14 protein-coding genes are annotated in these 15,416 nt (G+C 65.0%); 8 read left to right on the top strand and 6 right to left on the bottom strand.

All coding sequences use genetic code 11. The features are described from left to right. Nucleotides 1-20: 20 nt before the first annotated feature. Complete coding sequence (locus I6F16_RS33110; RefSeq protein ID WP_036012720.1) at nt 21-380, bottom strand: hypothetical protein; 360 nt, start codon at nt 378-380, stop codon at nt 21-23. 94 nt (nt 381-474) lie between these two features. On the opposite strand from I6F16_RS33110, the gene I6F16_RS33105 reads away from it, so the two are divergent. The 6 genes from I6F16_RS33105 (at nt 475) to I6F16_RS33080 (ending at nt 6,969) form a co-directional block, all read left to right on the top strand. Further along, nucleotides 475-969 carry a hypothetical protein gene (locus tag I6F16_RS33105; protein ID WP_225112472.1) on the top strand — a complete coding sequence of 165 codons (495 nt, stop codon included), beginning with the start codon at nt 475-477 and terminating at the stop codon, nt 967-969. Between the two features lie 105 nt (nt 970-1,074). After that, nucleotides 1,075-2,676 carry an acyl-CoA synthetase gene (locus I6F16_RS33100; protein WP_036012717.1) on the top strand — a complete coding sequence of 534 codons (1,602 nt, stop codon included), beginning with the start codon at nt 1,075-1,077 and terminating at the stop codon, nt 2,674-2,676. 9 nt (nt 2,677-2,685) lie between these two features. Then, complete coding sequence (locus I6F16_RS33095; protein ID WP_225174300.1) at nt 2,686-3,546, top strand: DUF296 domain-containing protein; 861 nt, start codon at nt 2,686-2,688, stop codon at nt 3,544-3,546. A 96-nt stretch (nt 3,547-3,642) separates the two neighbouring features. Continuing rightward, nucleotides 3,643-4,410, top strand: coding sequence for an AAA family ATPase (locus tag I6F16_RS33090; protein ID WP_225112470.1), 768 nt, complete (start codon nt 3,643-3,645; stop codon nt 4,408-4,410). A gap of 1,039 nt (nt 4,411-5,449) precedes the next feature. Then, nucleotides 5,450-6,013 carry an SRPBCC family protein gene (locus tag I6F16_RS33085; RefSeq protein WP_225112469.1) on the top strand — a complete coding sequence of 188 codons (564 nt, stop codon included), beginning with the start codon at nt 5,450-5,452 and terminating at the stop codon, nt 6,011-6,013. Nucleotides 6,014-6,015: 2 nt separating this feature from the next. Beyond that, nucleotides 6,016-6,969 carry a cytochrome D1 domain-containing protein gene (locus tag I6F16_RS33080; RefSeq protein ID WP_074447968.1) on the top strand — a complete coding sequence of 318 codons (954 nt, stop codon included), beginning with the start codon at nt 6,016-6,018 and terminating at the stop codon, nt 6,967-6,969. Nucleotides 6,970-7,032: 63 nt separating this feature from the next. On the opposite strand, the gene I6F16_RS33075 is transcribed toward I6F16_RS33080, so the two are convergent. Next, nucleotides 7,033-7,848, bottom strand: a complete 816-nt coding sequence (locus I6F16_RS33075) for a DUF3313 domain-containing protein (RefSeq protein ID WP_306469099.1) — start codon at nt 7,846-7,848, stop codon at nt 7,033-7,035. A 29-nt stretch (nt 7,849-7,877) separates the two neighbouring features. After that, nucleotides 7,878-8,984, bottom strand: a complete 1,107-nt coding sequence (locus tag I6F16_RS33070) for an acetylhydrolase (protein ID WP_225112467.1) — start codon at nt 8,982-8,984, stop codon at nt 7,878-7,880. A gap of 105 nt (nt 8,985-9,089) precedes the next feature. On the opposite strand from I6F16_RS33070, the gene I6F16_RS33065 reads away from it, so the two are divergent. Further along, nucleotides 9,090-9,734, top strand: a complete 645-nt coding sequence (locus I6F16_RS33065; protein WP_036028176.1) for a TetR/AcrR family transcriptional regulator — start codon at nt 9,090-9,092, stop codon at nt 9,732-9,734. Between the two features lie 53 nt (nt 9,735-9,787). Here I6F16_RS33065 and I6F16_RS33060 read toward each other — a convergent pair whose 3' ends face one another. Then, nucleotides 9,788-10,435: an HAD-IA family hydrolase gene (locus tag I6F16_RS33060; protein WP_225174303.1), complete on the bottom strand. Its 648-nt coding sequence runs from the start codon at nt 10,433-10,435 to the stop codon at nt 9,788-9,790. Between the two features lie 558 nt (nt 10,436-10,993). Here I6F16_RS33060 and I6F16_RS33055 point away from each other — a divergent pair. Then, the gene (locus I6F16_RS33055) at nt 10,994-11,530 is read left to right on the top strand and encodes an RNA 2'-phosphotransferase (protein ID WP_225112466.1); all 537 of its coding nucleotides are present in this window, start codon (nt 10,994-10,996) and stop codon (nt 11,528-11,530) included. A gap of 1 nt (nt 11,531) precedes the next feature. On the opposite strand, the gene I6F16_RS33050 is transcribed toward I6F16_RS33055, so the two are convergent. Together I6F16_RS33050 and uvrA are read right to left on the bottom strand one after the other, a co-directional pair. Further along, nucleotides 11,532-12,101 (bottom strand): DinB family protein, encoded by a 570-nt coding sequence (locus tag I6F16_RS33050; protein WP_225112465.1) that lies wholly within the window; start codon nt 12,099-12,101, stop codon nt 11,532-11,534. A gap of 81 nt (nt 12,102-12,182) precedes the next feature. Then, the gene (gene uvrA, locus I6F16_RS33045; protein ID WP_225112464.1) at nt 12,183-15,164 is read right to left on the bottom strand and encodes an excinuclease ABC subunit UvrA; all 2,982 of its coding nucleotides are present in this window, start codon (nt 15,162-15,164) and stop codon (nt 12,183-12,185) included. Nucleotides 15,165-15,416: the final 252 nt, after the last annotated feature.

The raw sequence follows: 15,416 nt of genomic DNA, 5'->3' as shown, positions 1-15,416 counted from the left end.
CCAATCCGAAGCTGTTCCGTTCAATCGGTCGCTTTGGCGAGCCTGGAATCTTCGGCCTGCGGCTGCGGGCGGAGGCAGCCCTGGCAGATGACCAGGGAGCGGTTGACCCTGGCGTCCTGTTCGGCCTCGATGCCATCCTGCGCCTGCCACCGTTCCTTCGAATGGGGCTGAGCGTCGGCTTGCAACCTGTTGCGCTCGGAGCGGCTGGAGGTTCGTGTCGGCTGCGAGGCGGCGCGGGGCCGGTTGGGATCCTCGCCGGCGCCATCCCAGGCATAACGCGCAGGCTTGACGGCGAGATCGGATGCCAGATGCGCTTGCGGAGTCGCGGCACATCCGGCGAGCGCCAGTGACAACAGAAGGAGGGCAGGCGCTTTGACCATGATACGGCACTCTGTACGCGAGAACTGAGCGAGGTTGCGTCGATCATGTTTAAGATTTCCTGAACGATATCGTTTGTGGTTGCGACCAACACCAATGCGATATCTGATCCTCCTGCTCAGCTTGCTCGTGACCGGCGCGCGTGCCGACGACGCAAAGCCGTTCAATCCGGCCGATTATCCGCCCGGCGTGCAGAAGGCTGTGCGCTACGCCAACGAGGAATGCGAGAGCCAGCAAGGCGGCGAGGTGACCTTCGCGCATGATACGGTGCGCAGGATCGACCTGACCGGCGATGGCCGCGAGGACTACATCGTCGATTTCCAGGACACCAAATGCGGCGATCGCGAGACGACCTATTGCGGAACCGGCGGTTGCGTCATGAAGATCATGGTGACGCTGCCGGATGGCAGCGTGCGCGAGGTGTTCGACGGCTACGTGCTCCGCTATAAGATCATGGCCCCGCCAGTGAAGCGCGGAGCCGCGCGCACCATCCGCTTCGATCTGCATGGCAGTTTCTGCGGCGGCTTTGGTCCGCAAGCCTGCTGGAAGACCAAGGCCATCACGGCGACGCCTTTTGCGTTCAAGCAGTAGGCCAAGTCCGCGGCAGCCGGCCTTGCAGGGCCGCTGGCGATGGCGATAAATGGGCTGCAATGAACGGACGGCTTGCGTGCCGCCCGTCGTCGAAGAGGAAGCCCGATGCAGCCCCTGCGCATGTCCCGCCGCGTCATGAATCTCGCCTATATGCTCACCCAGAATGCGCGGCGGCATGGCGCGCGTCCCGGCTTCGTTTGGGGGGACAAGTCCTGGACCTGGCGCGAGATCGATGCGCAGGTCTCCGCCCTGGCTGCGGCGCTCGCCGCGCGGGGCATTGCCAAGGGCGACCGCATCCTTGTCCATGCCAAGAATGGCGATGAGATGTTTGTCTCGATGTTCGCCGCGTTTCGCCTCGGCGCGGTCTGGGTGCCCACCAATTTCCGCCTGATGCCGGATGAGGTCAGCTATCTTGCGCAGGCCTCCGGCGCCAAGGCGTTTCTGTGCCATGTCGATTTCCCCGAGCACGCCGCGGCGGTGAAGGACGGTGCGCTGGAGTTCACCTGGAGCGTCGACGGCAAGGCCGCGTTCGGCGAGCGCTCGGTGGCCGATGCGATCGCCTCGCATGCAGGCGCCGTTGTGGAGAATGTCGCGGTCGAGCATGACGATCCCTGCTGGTTCTTCTTCACCTCCGGCACCACTGGACGCTCCAAGGCGGCCGTGCTCACCCACGGCCAGATGGGATTCGTCGTTACCAATCATCTCGCCGATCTGACGCCCGGCACGACCGAGCAGGATGCCTCGCTGGTGGTGGCACCGTTGTCGCACGGTGCCGGCGTGCACCAATTGATGCAGACCGCGCGCGGCGCGCGCACCGTGCTGCTGCCGACCGAGAAATTCGACATCAACGAGGCGTTCCGCCTGATCGAGGCGCATCGCGTCAGCAATCTCTTCACCGTGCCGACCATCCTGAAGATGATGGTCGAGCATCCCGCCGCCGGCAAATACGACCATTCCTCGCTGCGCTACGTCATCTATGCGGGCGCGCCGATGTATCGCGAGGACCAGAAGGCGGCGTTGAAGAAGCTCGGCAAGGTGATCGTGCAGTATTTTGGCCTCGGTGAGGTCACCGGCAACATCACCGTGCTGCCGGCGGCGCTGCACGACCCGGAGGACGGCCCGCACGCCAGGATCGGCACCTGCGGCTTCGAGCGCACCGGCATGCAGGTGTCGATTCAGGACGATGAGGGCCGCGAGCTCAAGGCTAACCAGAGCGGTGAGATCTGCGTGATCGGGCCTGCCGTGTTCGCCGGCTATTACGACAACCCCGAAGCCAATGCGAAGGCGTTCCGCAATGGCTGGTTCCGCACCGGCGACCTCGGCCACATGGACGAGGAGGGTTTTGTGTACATCACAGGACGTGCGTCGGACATGTACATCTCCGGCGGCTCCAATATCTATCCGCGCGAGATCGAGGAGAAGATCCTGACCCATCCCGGGATCGGCGAGGTCGCCGTGCTCGGCGTGCCCGACGCGACCTGGGGCGAGGTCGGTGTCGCCGTCTGCGTTGTCCGAGAAGGCGCGAAGGCGGTGACCGAAGCGGAGATGGCGGCGTTCTTGTCGCCGAAAGTGCCGCGCTACAAGATGCCGAAGCGCTTCTTCTTCTGGGACGCGCTGCCGAAATCGGGCTACGGCAAGGTGCCGAAGCGCATGGTGCGCGACGAGCTCGAGGCGCGCGGGCTGCTCGACCTCGACAAGGCGAGCTGAGCGCACCAGATGCGGAGCATCAAGCAGCCGGGCGCGCCGCTTCCCGAACGCATTCAATGGGTGGAGGCGAGGGGACGCGCTTTCTCGTTCACACTTCAGGCCGGTCTGCCGCTGCTGGAGGCCGCGCGGCGCGGCTTTGCCGCGGAGGGCTTCGCCGGCGGCGTGCTGAATTTTCGCCATGGCGCGCTCGGGCCGTTCGCCTATGTCATGCCGGCGCTGTCGAAGACCGGTGAGAATGCGGCGTTCTACAGCGATACGTTCCGGCCCGCCGGCGTGACGCGTTTGAGGCTCGGCAGCATGACGCTCGGCACGCGCGACGGTGCGCCGTTCTTTCATTGCCACGGACTGTGGACGGAGGCTGACGGCAAGACGAGCGGCGGCCACATGATGCCGGACGAGACCGTCGTCGCCGAGCCGTTCGAGGTCGAGGCCTTCGGTCTCGACGGTGCGATGTTCACGGCCGAGCCTGATGCGGAGACCAATTTCAAGCTGTTCGGACCGGTCGCGGCTGCAAGCACCGGCGTGCGCACGACGAGCCGCGCCTTCGCGCTACGGCTGCGCCCGAACCAGGATTTTGCCGGCGCACTCGAAGCGTTCTGCCGCACGAACGGCATCGCCCGCGCGAAGATCCATGGCGGCGTCGGATCGACCATCGGCGCGCACTTCAGCCATGGCGGCGTGACCGAGCCGTTTGCGACGGAGCTGGCGATTACGGCAGGGACAATCGCGCCCGGCGCCTCCGGCGCGCTGGAAGCTGCGCTCGATGTCGCCCTGATCGACTATACCGGCGGCGTTGCGGAGGGGCGTCTGATCCGTGGCGACAATCCGGTACTGATGACGATGGAGCTGGTGCTGGAGGCAGGGGACTAGCTCGTCAGCCGTAAGGGAGTGGGTGCAAGATAGCGCTTTTGCACTCCAAATGTTCCTGTTACGTTCCATCGCGGGCGCGAGGAGCGGCGGGAAGTCATGGCACGAAGAGGCAATCGAACGATCAACCTGCCAGCGCCGTATCTGAAGCGGGTATGGCTCGACCCGTCGCAGGTTCGCGACCGCGAGGCCTATCCGTTTTGCTTGCCGATCTTCCCTGACGATTTCGAGCTTAGCTTCGACAGCCCCATCACGATCATCGTTGGAGAGAACGGCACCGGGAAGTCGACCATCCTCGAAGGCATCGCAGCGCTCGCCGGCTATGACGATGCCGGAGGCGGCAAGGGCTACAGGCCGGTCGATCATTCCGAAGCGCGCGAGGAGATGGGCGGCCAACTCTCCAAGGCGCTGCGCGCAAGCTGGGTGCCGAAGATCACCAACGGCTGGTTCTTTCGTGCGGAGAGCTTTTTCTCGGTCGCGCGATATCTGGACAAGGCTGCGCGCGACGCCGGCCAGGTCGGTCCCGATTTCTTGTCGCACTCCCATGGCGAAGGTTTTCTGCGCTTCTTCGAGGAGCGTTGCCAGCGCCAGGGCATCTTCATCTTCGACGAGCCGGAATCGGCGCTGTCGCCGGCGCGCCAGATCGAATTCCTCAAGCTACTGCGGCGCATGGAAGACTCCCGCATCTGCCAGGTCATCATGGCAACGCATTCGCCGATGCTCATGGCCTATCCCAACGCGCGGCTGCTGCGGCTCGGCAAATACGGCCTGGAGCCTGTCACGGTGGAGCAGACCGACCATTACCGGTTGATGCGTGAGTTTTGTGTCGATCCGCGCGGGTTCGTGGAGGCGACGCTGGGGGAGTAGGTGAGGGAATCCCCTAACAGTAGCTCTCTCTGCCGTCCTTGCGAGCGCAGCGAAGCAATCCAGAATCTTTCCGCGGCAGCAGTCTGGATTGCTTTGCTGCGCTCGCAATGACGGAGTGTGGAGCAGCAGTGCGCCAACTCCCGTGTCCCGGTCAAGCTGCAACGCGTGGGCGTTGCGGCGCGGAGCCGGGACCCAGGAGCCGCAGCATCGCGGATGCATGGGCCCCGGCTCTGCAGCGCAACATCATAGCGTCGAAGACGCGCGTGAACGCGCTTATGGTGCTGCGCAGCGTCTGTGGCACGAGACCGTTATCAATTCGCTGGCACGGTTTCGCATCCTCGCGGCGGATTCCGCCCGAGCTTTGCTGCATTCGCCACCCTCGAAAAGTGCCGAGGGCGCAGGGAAGGCCGGGTGCCGGCCGGGCACCCGCGCTCCACTGTGCGAAGCGTGTGCTTGAAAAAGCTGCACAGCGGCATACAGGTGAAGCCAAACATCCGGCCTTCCCTGCGCAGTGGGTTGACGGCTTATGTCGTGCTCTCCCCGGGGAGCGATGCACTATTGCCCCCGTCGCCTTGCGGATGACTGACGGTGCGGGCCCGGTCGGGCCGCAACGTCACCGCAAGCCTTGGCGCACAGACCCCGGGCGCCAGGACCACACGATTTTGCCGTACGCAGACTGCGCCCGTCGTGTGCGCGCCTAGCCTGCTCACGGAGTGACCCGCCCTGCAAACCGCCTGCGCGCGACGCTGCCTGCGTCCACCACCTCCCATCCCGCGTTCGTGACGATCGCGATGCGCCCCTCGGCCCGGGTTGGGGTAGGCGCAACATGCGATAATTCCGAATTCGCGTAAAGCGAATTATTTCGGCTTGGCATGATTGACCCCGGTCTGGTGTTTTGCCCGTCCGCCAACCCAATCAATAGTGTGCATTGGCTTTGCCACCGCCGTGCCACGAACGGGTCTCCCCATGGCCCAAAAATGCGCTAGCATGACCTCAGCGCGCGTTCCAAGTCGCGCAGATTGAGAAACGAGGAAACGAGATGAGGATGAGAAGCAGACCGGCGATCGCCGGGGTGGCGGCGCTGGCGGTGGCGGGGATGGCTCTGATGACCGCCTTCGAGCCGGTCTGGGCCCATGGGCCGACGCGGCAGAAGGTGCGGGAATCCATCGAGATCAACGCGGCCCCCGCCAAGGTGTGGGCGGTGATCGGCAATTTCCAGGACATGAGCTGGCTTCAGCCGGTCACCAAGACCGAAGGCGAGAAGGGCAACGAGATCGGCGCGACGCGCAAGCTGACCCTGACGGGCGGCGGGACGGTCGAGGAGGAGCTCTACAAATACGAGCCCGACATGCAGAGCTATTCGTACCGGATCACCAAGGTCGACGTGAAGGTGCTGCCTGTGACCAATTATTCCTCGACCCTGACGGTCTCGCCCGCGCCTGATGGCAAGGCCAAGCTGGAATGGGCCGGCGCGTTCTATCGCGGCTATCCCAACAACGACCCGCCGCCGGAGCTGAGCGACGAGGCCGCGATCAAGGCCGTGAGCGGGCTGTACAAGGCCGGGCTCGAGGCGCTCAAGAAGAAGATCGAGAGCGGCAGCTGATCGTGCGAGCGCTGGTTCTGGCGGCGCTCGCCGCCAGCCTTTGTTACGCCGGCTTTGGAAGCGCGCGCGCCGACGAGGCGTTCGTCACCAACCAGCTCAGCGAAGATCTGATGGTGGTGGATCTCGCTGGCGCGCGCGGCGTTGCGACCATCCCAATCGGCGGCAAGCCGGCCGGCGTCGCCGTCAGCGCCGACGGGCGCTTTGCCTATGTCACGAGCCCGGATGCCAAGGCGGTGACGGTGGTCGACGCTGCCACGCGGCAGGTCGCCGGCCGCGTCGAGGTCGGCGGCGGGCCGCTCGGCATTGCCGTGGCGCCCGATGGCAAGACGGTCTATGTCGCCGATTGGTACGCGGCCGCGGTGCGGGTGATCGATACGGCCTCGCGCAGCGTTGTCGCCAGCATCGCGGTCGGCGCCTCGCCGTCGGGTCTTGCGGTGACGCCCGACGGCAAGCTGCTGCTCTCGGCGGACCGCGACGACGACAGCGTCTCGGTGGTGGAAACGGCAACGCGCCAAGGCAAGGCCGTGATCAAGGTCGGCACCCGCCCGTTCGGCGTCACCATCGATGCCGAGGGCAAGCGCGCCTACACCGCCAATGTCGGCTCCGACGATGTCTCTGTGATCGATATCGCGGAAGGCCGCGAGATCGGCCGCGTGCCGGTCGGCATGCGCCCATATGCGGTGGCGCTGACGCTAGGCCGAGGCTTCGTCACCGACCAATATGGCGGCACCGTCAGCGTGTTCGACCTGGCGAGCCTCAAGCCGGTCAAGCGCATCCATGTCGGCGACTATCCCGAAGGCATTGCGGCGACTGCCGACGGCAAGCGCGTCATTGTCGCCTGCTGGGAAAGCAACACGCTAAGCATCATCGATGCGGCCGAGCTCAAGGTGATCGGCGAGATCAAGACCGGCGACGGCCCAAGGGCGTTCGGGGCGTTCCTGCGCAGGACGGAGTAGTTCGTCACAACCCGAGGCCGCTTGCTCCGGCCGGCCGAATTCAAGCGGCCATTCCGCCAGAGCTCAATTGACGTTCTGCGCTTCCAAGATCGTGTTCTCCGGCGCGCCTCGGTCGGTCCAGTCCGGCGGCAGCCCGATTCTTTCTCCGGCCAGGCCTGCCAATCCTGGCGCCCGGCCGAATGTTTCGCAGATCGCTTCCTTGGGCGCACCACCGAGAGAGGCGCTCAATCTGTCGACGGAAGGCGGTGTGGGGACCTTCCCGAACGGGCTCTCCGCGGCAACGAGAAACCTCCCGAAATCGCTTCCGAAAGCCTCGGCCAGGTCATAGGCGTCGCCATCGCTCGATACACGCGGAGCGCTGGTGAAGGAGTTCGCTCCGCGCGCCCAGATCATGGCCGCCTGTTGGTTGCCGCTGCGGTCACGGGCCTCGGCCTCGACGGACAGGCTTCCCAGTCCGATCGGAAGGCGCGGCACCGGAATGGGCACGCCGGGAGCGACGATGGACGGCACGACGCTCGCGACCTTGGAGACGCCGGCTGCCGCCGCATCGGTCGGCGCAATCTGTGTGATGACGGCGCGAACATTCAAGTCCGCAGCCTCCGTGGGAGCTACGATCCGGAAGCGCTCGCTGAGCGCAAGACACATCGCTCTGTTGATTGCGTTCTTGATCAGCCTGCGCTGCTGCGGCGTGAACGGCTGGCTGGCTGCGGTCGCCGTGAACGCGGTCGGCTCGATGCGAGCGGTCTTCGCGGCGAGAACATCAGCCTTGCTGATCCGGAGCTGCGACTTGGTCAAGAGACCATCGGACGGCGTGAGATCGTCGTAGGAGGCCAGCGACCCCGCTCGTTCCAGCGGAGCCGCCGCGCAACCGGCGGCCATCGAGCTCAAGACCGCAACTGCGAGCCACCTCATGGCGAGGGAACGAGACCGGTCGCCACTCCCTGGGCCACGCGCCGGGACTGCGCGACGGGCAGGGGAGAAGGTGCGGCGCCCGGCGCCGAGGCGAGCATGGGCTGCCAGGTCACGTTCCAGCGCGCCAGCGTGGCACCGTTGCCATCGAAAACCAGGTCGAGAAAGGCCAGGGTGAGCTCGGCCGTCGCGAGCTTCACCTTCGGGTTGAGCGCCGGACCACCGGTGAACGAGCGATCGGTGAAGATGCTGTGCGAGCCGCCTTCGAACACGGCAAGCAGCTTGCGCGGTGTGGCAATGGCGTTGAAGACCTCCAGCCGGTCGGCAGCGGGTGAGTAATATCCGGGGATCTGGATGACGTCCTTCGTCGCCGTCACGTGCAGGGTTGGAACGGTGATCCTGCTCAACACCGAGGCAAGATCGGGTTCGCCATAGAATGGAGGGGCCGAAATGACGATGGCGGCGGCAAAGCGCGGGTCGCGCGCCTCGACCCACTTGCCGTCGCGCATCACGCGGGCGCCAACCGCAACAAGCGCCGTGTTCGCCCCATAGGAATGCCCCGCCGCCATGATGCGCCGGCGGTCTACGTGGGCACCATGGGGACTCGACAGCATGCGATCCAGGGCAAAGCGCAGATCCAGGGCTCGCGCCAGCGCCTCGCTCTCGTGAGCGGCACGCTGCAGGCGGTCCACGACGGCGAGGGGATTGCCCGCCCAGAGCGAGGAATCGCTGCCGGCATGCTGAACATGCAGGCTGGCGACGCCGCGGGCCGACCAATATCGCCCCAGATAGCTGTAGCCCCGGCGAGAGCCGCCGAGCCCATGGGAGAACACGATGAGCGGCACGCGCGATCCCGGCGCAACATCCGCCGGCCAGTGCAGGCGCGCCGGAACGGGCCGCGAACGCGCCGGATCGACCCAGTCGAAGTCGACGACCGCGGGGGGCGCGGACTGCGCCCGGGCTGGAGGCGCGGCGAGCGTGGCCGTGACGGCGACCGCCAGCAGCGCGGCACCGAACCGCCGTCGGGTCAGGCTTGTCGCTCCGCTCGCACCGTCCGCGCCATTCGCGTGCGCGGATCGCACATGCTGAGAGGAAGTGTCGCTCAACCCGTTCACCATGAAGGCACCTTGTATGAAGTCGCACCGAGTGTAATCGACGTATTGCACTTAGTGTAATTTTGCAAACTGGTCGATTTCATGGCAAAACAGGTCATGAAAAGTTCATCCCGGAAGGAGGAAGGCCTGCGCGAGCGGAAGCGGCGCGAAACGCTGCATCGTATCGCCGAGCAGGGCCTTAAACTGTTTCTGACCAGGGGCTATGATGCCACCACGCTCGACGCGATCGCGGAGGCGGCGGGGATCTCGCGGCGGACGTTCTTCTACTACTTCAAGTCCAAGGAAGAGATCCTCCTGGCGTGGCAGGATGGTGGTTTCAGCGAGACCTTGCGTGCCGCCGTGCTCGAGCAAACGACCAAGCAGTCGCCGCTCGATGCCGCAAGGAACGGCCTGCTGGAGCTGACAGCCCGCTTCCCGGTCGATTACAAGCAAACAAAAGTGATCGAGCGCCTGATGTCCGCGAACGAGTCGCTTCGCATCCGGCAGCAGGCGAAATACGTCGAGAAGGAAGCTGCCGTGTTCGCGGCGCTGTCCCAGATGTGGCCGCAGCCGCATCGGCAGGCTGCGCTGCGCGTGGTCGCCATGATGTCGGTCGGAGCCTTGCGGCTTGCGATGGACAGTTGGAATCGCGACCAGGGCAAGCGGCCCTTGGCCGTCTACGTGAAAGAGGCTTTTGCGTGCCTGAACCGGGAGATCGGAGCGGGAGCCTCGCGCAAGGCTGCCGGTCGATCCGGCGAGTGAGTGAGGGCCGGCCCGGGCTCTCGATGGAAAAGCAATACGGCCGCGCGGTGGTGTTAAGCCCGCATCGGAGCTGTGACGCCGATCAGCGCCGGCGCGATGTCACGGATGTGCTCGAACACATGGTCGGGCCGAAGCGCCGTTAGCGCCGCCGGTGCCGCATAGCCCCAGCACACCGCGCCGCAGGCGATCCCGACCGCCCGCGCCGCGTCGATGTCGCGGACCTCGTCGCCGATCGAGATCACCCTGCTAGGCGCGACGCCTGCGCGGCGGATGACCCGGCGGAATTTCGCGGCCTTGCCGAACAGCGACGCTGCGCAGTCGAAATGCGAGAACAGCGCTGCGGCGTCCTCGAGCTTCTCGCGCGCATTGGCCTCGCTGTCGGACGTCACCAGCGCCAGCTGCACGCCGTTCTCGGCCAGCGTTCGCAGCATCGTCTCGACGTCTGCGAACAGCGAAATCTCGGAAGCCGCCTCCGCCTTCAGCCGCCGCGCATGCCGCGCGATCGCCGGCAGCTTCCACATGGGCACTTCGAGCTTGGCGAGGATCTCGCGCGACGAGGCGTGGCGCAGCTCCTCGACATCCTCGTCCTTTACGCGGCGAAAGCCGAAGCGGTCCGCGACGTCGTTGATGGTGCGCAGGAACCACGGGAAGCTGTCGGCGAGGGTACCGTCGAGATCGAATATGGCGAGGGAATAGGGCATGAGGCCGGATTTTGAGCTCGCTGACATGCGTGAGGTCGCCTGCTAATATTCGTGGAGTTCGAGGACAGCCATGCGACACGAGCGGATCGAAATCAACCCTGCGATCGGCCGTTACGTCGTGGTCGACGGGGTTCGATTCCGATCTCGACCCCTGTAGCTCCCTCACCGCAACTTACGAACATCGACATTGATGTCGAGATCGATCTTCGCCACGCAGGTCTGGGTGCTCCTATGCGAGCCGCCTTCATGCCAGCGGCCATCCCGCGCCCGGGCCCCACTGACATTGGCCAGCTTCAGGCAGCGCCATTGCGGCAGCGCCTGCTGCTTTCGCCTGCAAACTGCCAGGCCAGCACGGCTTAGTCACCGGACTTGTCGGTGCCTATAATATGCGGACCGAGCTCGCGACGGCGACCCTCGTAGACGCAAGTCACCTGTTGATCGGCGAGGATCGCGTTCCGAAATAGCGTATAGGTTCGACTGGCTCATTGCTCCCTCCAGATCGATCATCTGGCCTTGCCAACCACTTGAGTGTAGTGATGCGGGACTGGAAGGGTAACCATGCCGATCAATGACACCCAGCTCAGCAAATTTCTGAGCCTGGTCCTGCGCCACCAGCCGGAAACGATCGGGTTGGTGCTGGATTCGCACGGGTGGGCCAGCATCGACGACCTGATCGCCAAGGCAAATGCCGCCGGCACAAAGTTTGGCCGCGACGATCTGCTGCGCGTCGTCGCAGAGAGCGACAAGAAGCGTTTCTCGCTATCCCCTGGAACTGATCGCATTCGCGCCGCGCAAGGACATTCCGTCTCGGTTGAACTTGGCTTGGCGCCGCAGGAGCCGCCGTCGATCCTGTATCATGGCACGGCGACACGGTTTGTCGAGGCGATCCTGTCCGAGGGCCTGAAGCCGCAGGCGCGCCAGCAGGTGCATCTGTCCTCCGACGAGGCAACTGCGCAGCGTGTCGGTCAGCGCCACGGCAAGCCGCACATCTTCAAGGTCGATGCCGGCAGCATGAATGCCAAGGGATTCAAGTTTTTTCGCGCAGAGAACGGTGTGTGGCTGACCGACCATGTGCCGCCGGAGTTCCTGGCGTAGCTTACGTCCTGGATTTCCAAACGGTCTCCTCGGTCCAGCCGAGTTCGGCGAATTCGGCGGCTCGCAGCGGCGCTTCGCCTTCCGCGAAGAACTCGTCGAGCTGCGGGGGCGCGACATCCGTTTCGCACAGCATGGCATGCGCCTGTCCGCGATGATGAATTTGATGCTGGAAGAGATGCATGAGCAGCCGGTCGCAGCGCTCGGTTTGAACGCTCGTATCGCGGTTGATCCGGACGAAGGCGTCGAGCCGTTCAGTTGTCAGCGCATCGCAGATCGCAATCAGGCGGTCGTCCATTGCGGCCTGGGCAGCTTTGAGCTCGGCTAACGAGGGGTACGGCACCGCGTTCTTCCAGGCTGCCGGTCCGAGCCAGCCCCCTTCAAGCGCATCGATGTAGAAGAAGTCGATGATGTAGATGTGGTTCAGCGTACGCTGCAGGCTTGGAAAGAAGCCGGTGCGGGGGGCTTCGAATTCAGACTGGGATAGCGCAGCGCAGGCGGCGAGCAGGCGATGGTTCGCCCAAGCGTTGTTGTGGGCGAAGGCGCGGTAGGTTTGGACGCGTCCAGCGGACATGTCGGTTCTTTCCCGATCGAATAGTGGCGGATTACGCTCCGCTAATCCGCCCTCAGCCCCGTGGCTTCGATGCAGCGCAATCTACTCCGCCGCCTCGCTCGCGGTTCGCCTCCGCTTCGGCTTCCGCGCCTTCTCGAGCACCGGAGCCAGGAATTTCCCCGTATAGCTCCGCGGCGCTTTTGCGATGTCCTCCGGAGGTCCCCACGCCACGATCTCGCCGCCGCCGTCGCCGCCTTCGGGCCCTAGATCGATGACCCAGTCGGCGGTCTTGATGACCTCGAGATTGTGCTCGATGACGACGACCGTGTTTCCTTGCGCGACCAGCTCGTGCAGCACTTCAAGCAGCTTCTTGACGTCATGGAAGTGCAGGCCGGTGGTGGGCTCGTCCAGGATGTAGAGCGTGCGGCCGGTGGCGCGTTTTGACAATTCCTTTGCCAGCTTGACGCGCTGGGCTTCGCCACCCGACAGCGTCGTCGCCTGCTGGCCGACATGGATGTAGTCGAGGCCGACGCGGTGCAATGTCTGGAACGTCTCGCGCACGCGCGGCACCGCCCTGAAGAACTCGGCGGCTTCCTCGACGGTCATGTCGAGCACGTCGGCGATGCTCTTGCCCTTGAACAGCACCTCCAGCGTCTCGCGGTTATAGCGCTTGCCCTTGCAGACGTCGCAGGTGACGTAGACATCGGGCAGGAAGTGCATCTCGATCTTGATGACGCCGTCGCCCTGGCAGGCCTCGCAGCGGCCGCCCTTGACGTTGAAGGAGAAGCGGCCGGGCTCGTAGCCACGTGCTTTCGCTTCCGGCAGGCCGGCGAACCATTCGCGGATCGGCGTGAACGCGCCGGTATAGGTCGCCGGATTCGAGCGCGGCGTGCGGCCGATCGGCGACTGGTCGATGTCGATGATCTTGTCGATGTGCTCGAGGCCCTCGATGCGGTCGTGCGGGGCGGCGCCCTCGCTGGCGTTGTTCAGCTTGCGGGCGATGGCGCGGTAGAGCGTATCGATCAGCAGCGTCGACTTGCCGCCGCCAGAGACGCCGGTCACGCAGGTGAACAGGCCGAGCGGAATTTCCGCCGTGACGTTCTTGAGGTTATTGCCGCGCGCGTTCACCACTTTGATGGTGCGGCGATGGTTCGGCGGACGCCGCTCCGGCACCTCGACCTCGAGCTCGCCGGTCAGGTATTTGCCGGTCAGCGATTTCGGGTTGCGCATGATCTCGGCGGGCGTGCCTTCGGCGACGATGTTGCCGCCATGCATGCCGGCGCCTGGGCCGATGTCGAGCACGTAGTCGGCAAGGCGGATGGCGTCCTCGTCATGCTCGACCACGACCACGGTGTTGCCGAGGTCGCGCAGCCGCTTCAGCGTATCGAGCAGGCGGGCGTTGTCGCGCTGGTGCAGGCCGATCGAAGGCTCGTCCAGCACGTAGAGCACGCCTGTGAGCCCCGAGCCGATCTGCGAGGCGAGGCGGATGCGCTGGCTCTCGCCGCCGGACAGCGTGCCGGAGGAGCGGGACAGCGTCAGATAATTGAGGCCGACGTCGAGCAGGAAGGTGAGGCGCTCGCGGATCTCCTTCAGGATGCGGCCCGCGATCTCGTTCTGCTGCGCGTTCAGCGCCTCCGGCACGGTCTCGAACCATGCGCCGGCGCCCTTCACGGACAGCTCCGAGATTTCGCCGATATGCTTGCCGCCGACCTTGACGCAGAGCGCCTCGGGCTTGAGCCGAAAGCCCTTGCAGCCCTCGCAGGGGACGTCGTGGAAATATTTCGCCAGCTCCTCGCGGGCCCACTCGCTCTCGGTCTCGCGGTAGCGGCGGTTGATGTTGGTGATGACGCCTTCGAACGGCTTCTTGGTGTCGTAGGAGCGCACCCCGTCCTCGTAGGAGAACTTGATCTCGTCCTCGCCCGAGCCGTAGAGAATCGCGTTTTGCGTCTTCTTCGGCAGATCCTTCCACTTGGTGTCGAGCGTGAACTTGTAGTGCTTGCCGAGCGCGGTCAGCGTCTGCACGTAATAGGGCGACGACGACTTGGCCCAGGGCGCGATCGCGCCCTTGCGCAGCGTCAGATCCTTCTCGGGGATGACGAGGTCTTCGTCGACATGCTGCTCGACGCCGAGGCCGCCGCAGGCGGGGCAGGCGCCGTAGGGATTGTTGAAGGAGAACAGGCGCGGCTCGATCTCGGGGATGGTGAAGCCGGAGACCGGGCAGGCGAACTTTTCCGAGAACAGGATGCGCTCGGGCCCGCTCTTGTCGTGGATTTTCGCGGTCTTCTTCTTCTCCTCCGCAGGCGCAGCCGCCGCGGGCGCATCGGCGAACTCGACGACGGCAAGGCCTTCGGCGAGCTTCAGCGCGGTCTCAAAGCTCTCGGCGAGGCGCTGGCCGATATCGGCACGCACCACGATGCGATCGACCACCACGTCGATATCGTGCGGGAATTTCTTGTCGAGGCTAGGAGCTTCCGCCAGCTCATGGAAGGTGCCGTCGATCTTGACGCGCTGAAAGCCCTTCTTGAGCCATTCGGCGAGCTCCTTCCTGTACTCGCCCTTGCGGCCGCGCACGACGGGGGCGAGCAGATAGAGGCGGGTGCCCTCGGGCAACGCCAGCACGCGGTCGACCATCTGCGAGACGGTCTGGCTCTCGATCGGCAGGCCCGTGGCCGGCGAATAGGGCACGCCGACGCGGGCCCAGAGCAGGCGCATGTAGTCGTAGATCTCGGTGACGGTGCCGACGGTGGAGCGCGGGTTCTTCGACGTCGTCTTCTGCTCGATCGAGATCGCCGGCGACAGGCCGTCGATCTGGTCGACGTCGGGCTTCTGCATCATCTCCAGGAACTGGCGGGCATAGGCCGACAGCGATTCGACGTAGCGGCGCTGGCCCTCGGCATAGATGGTGTCGAAGGCGAGCGAGGATTTGCCGGAGCCGGATAGCCCGGTGAACACCACCAGCTTGTCGCGGGGAATCTCGACGTCGATATTCTTGAGGTTGTGCTCGCGCGCGCCGCGGATCGTAATTGCGCGCAGGCTGGAGCCCGCGTTCTGTTGTTGGCGCTTCGCCTTGATCACTTCATCCATCCGAGTTGCCCTCAAGGAAGCCCAAAGGTGCGCGATCGCGCCAACAAAAAAGGCGCGCTGCGCCCGGAACCGGGATCGGCGCCGATGGGTATGGCAGCGAACGTAGGAAGAACGGCGGCGGATTTCCAGTGGGACTTGCGAATCGTCAACGGATTGTTGGCGTGCTGGCGGGATCTGGCAGCAGGAACGCGCGGAACCGCTCGCGGAGCACCCAGCCAAAACAAAAAGGCCGGCGCGAGGCCGGCCTTTCGT

Source organism: Bradyrhizobium sp. IC4060, assembly GCF_020193715.1.
Classification (GTDB): Bacteria; Pseudomonadota; Alphaproteobacteria; order Rhizobiales; family Xanthobacteraceae; genus Bradyrhizobium; species Bradyrhizobium yuanmingense.
Note: the sequence above shows the minus strand (reverse complement) of the source record. Positions and strands in the feature narration are given on the sequence as shown.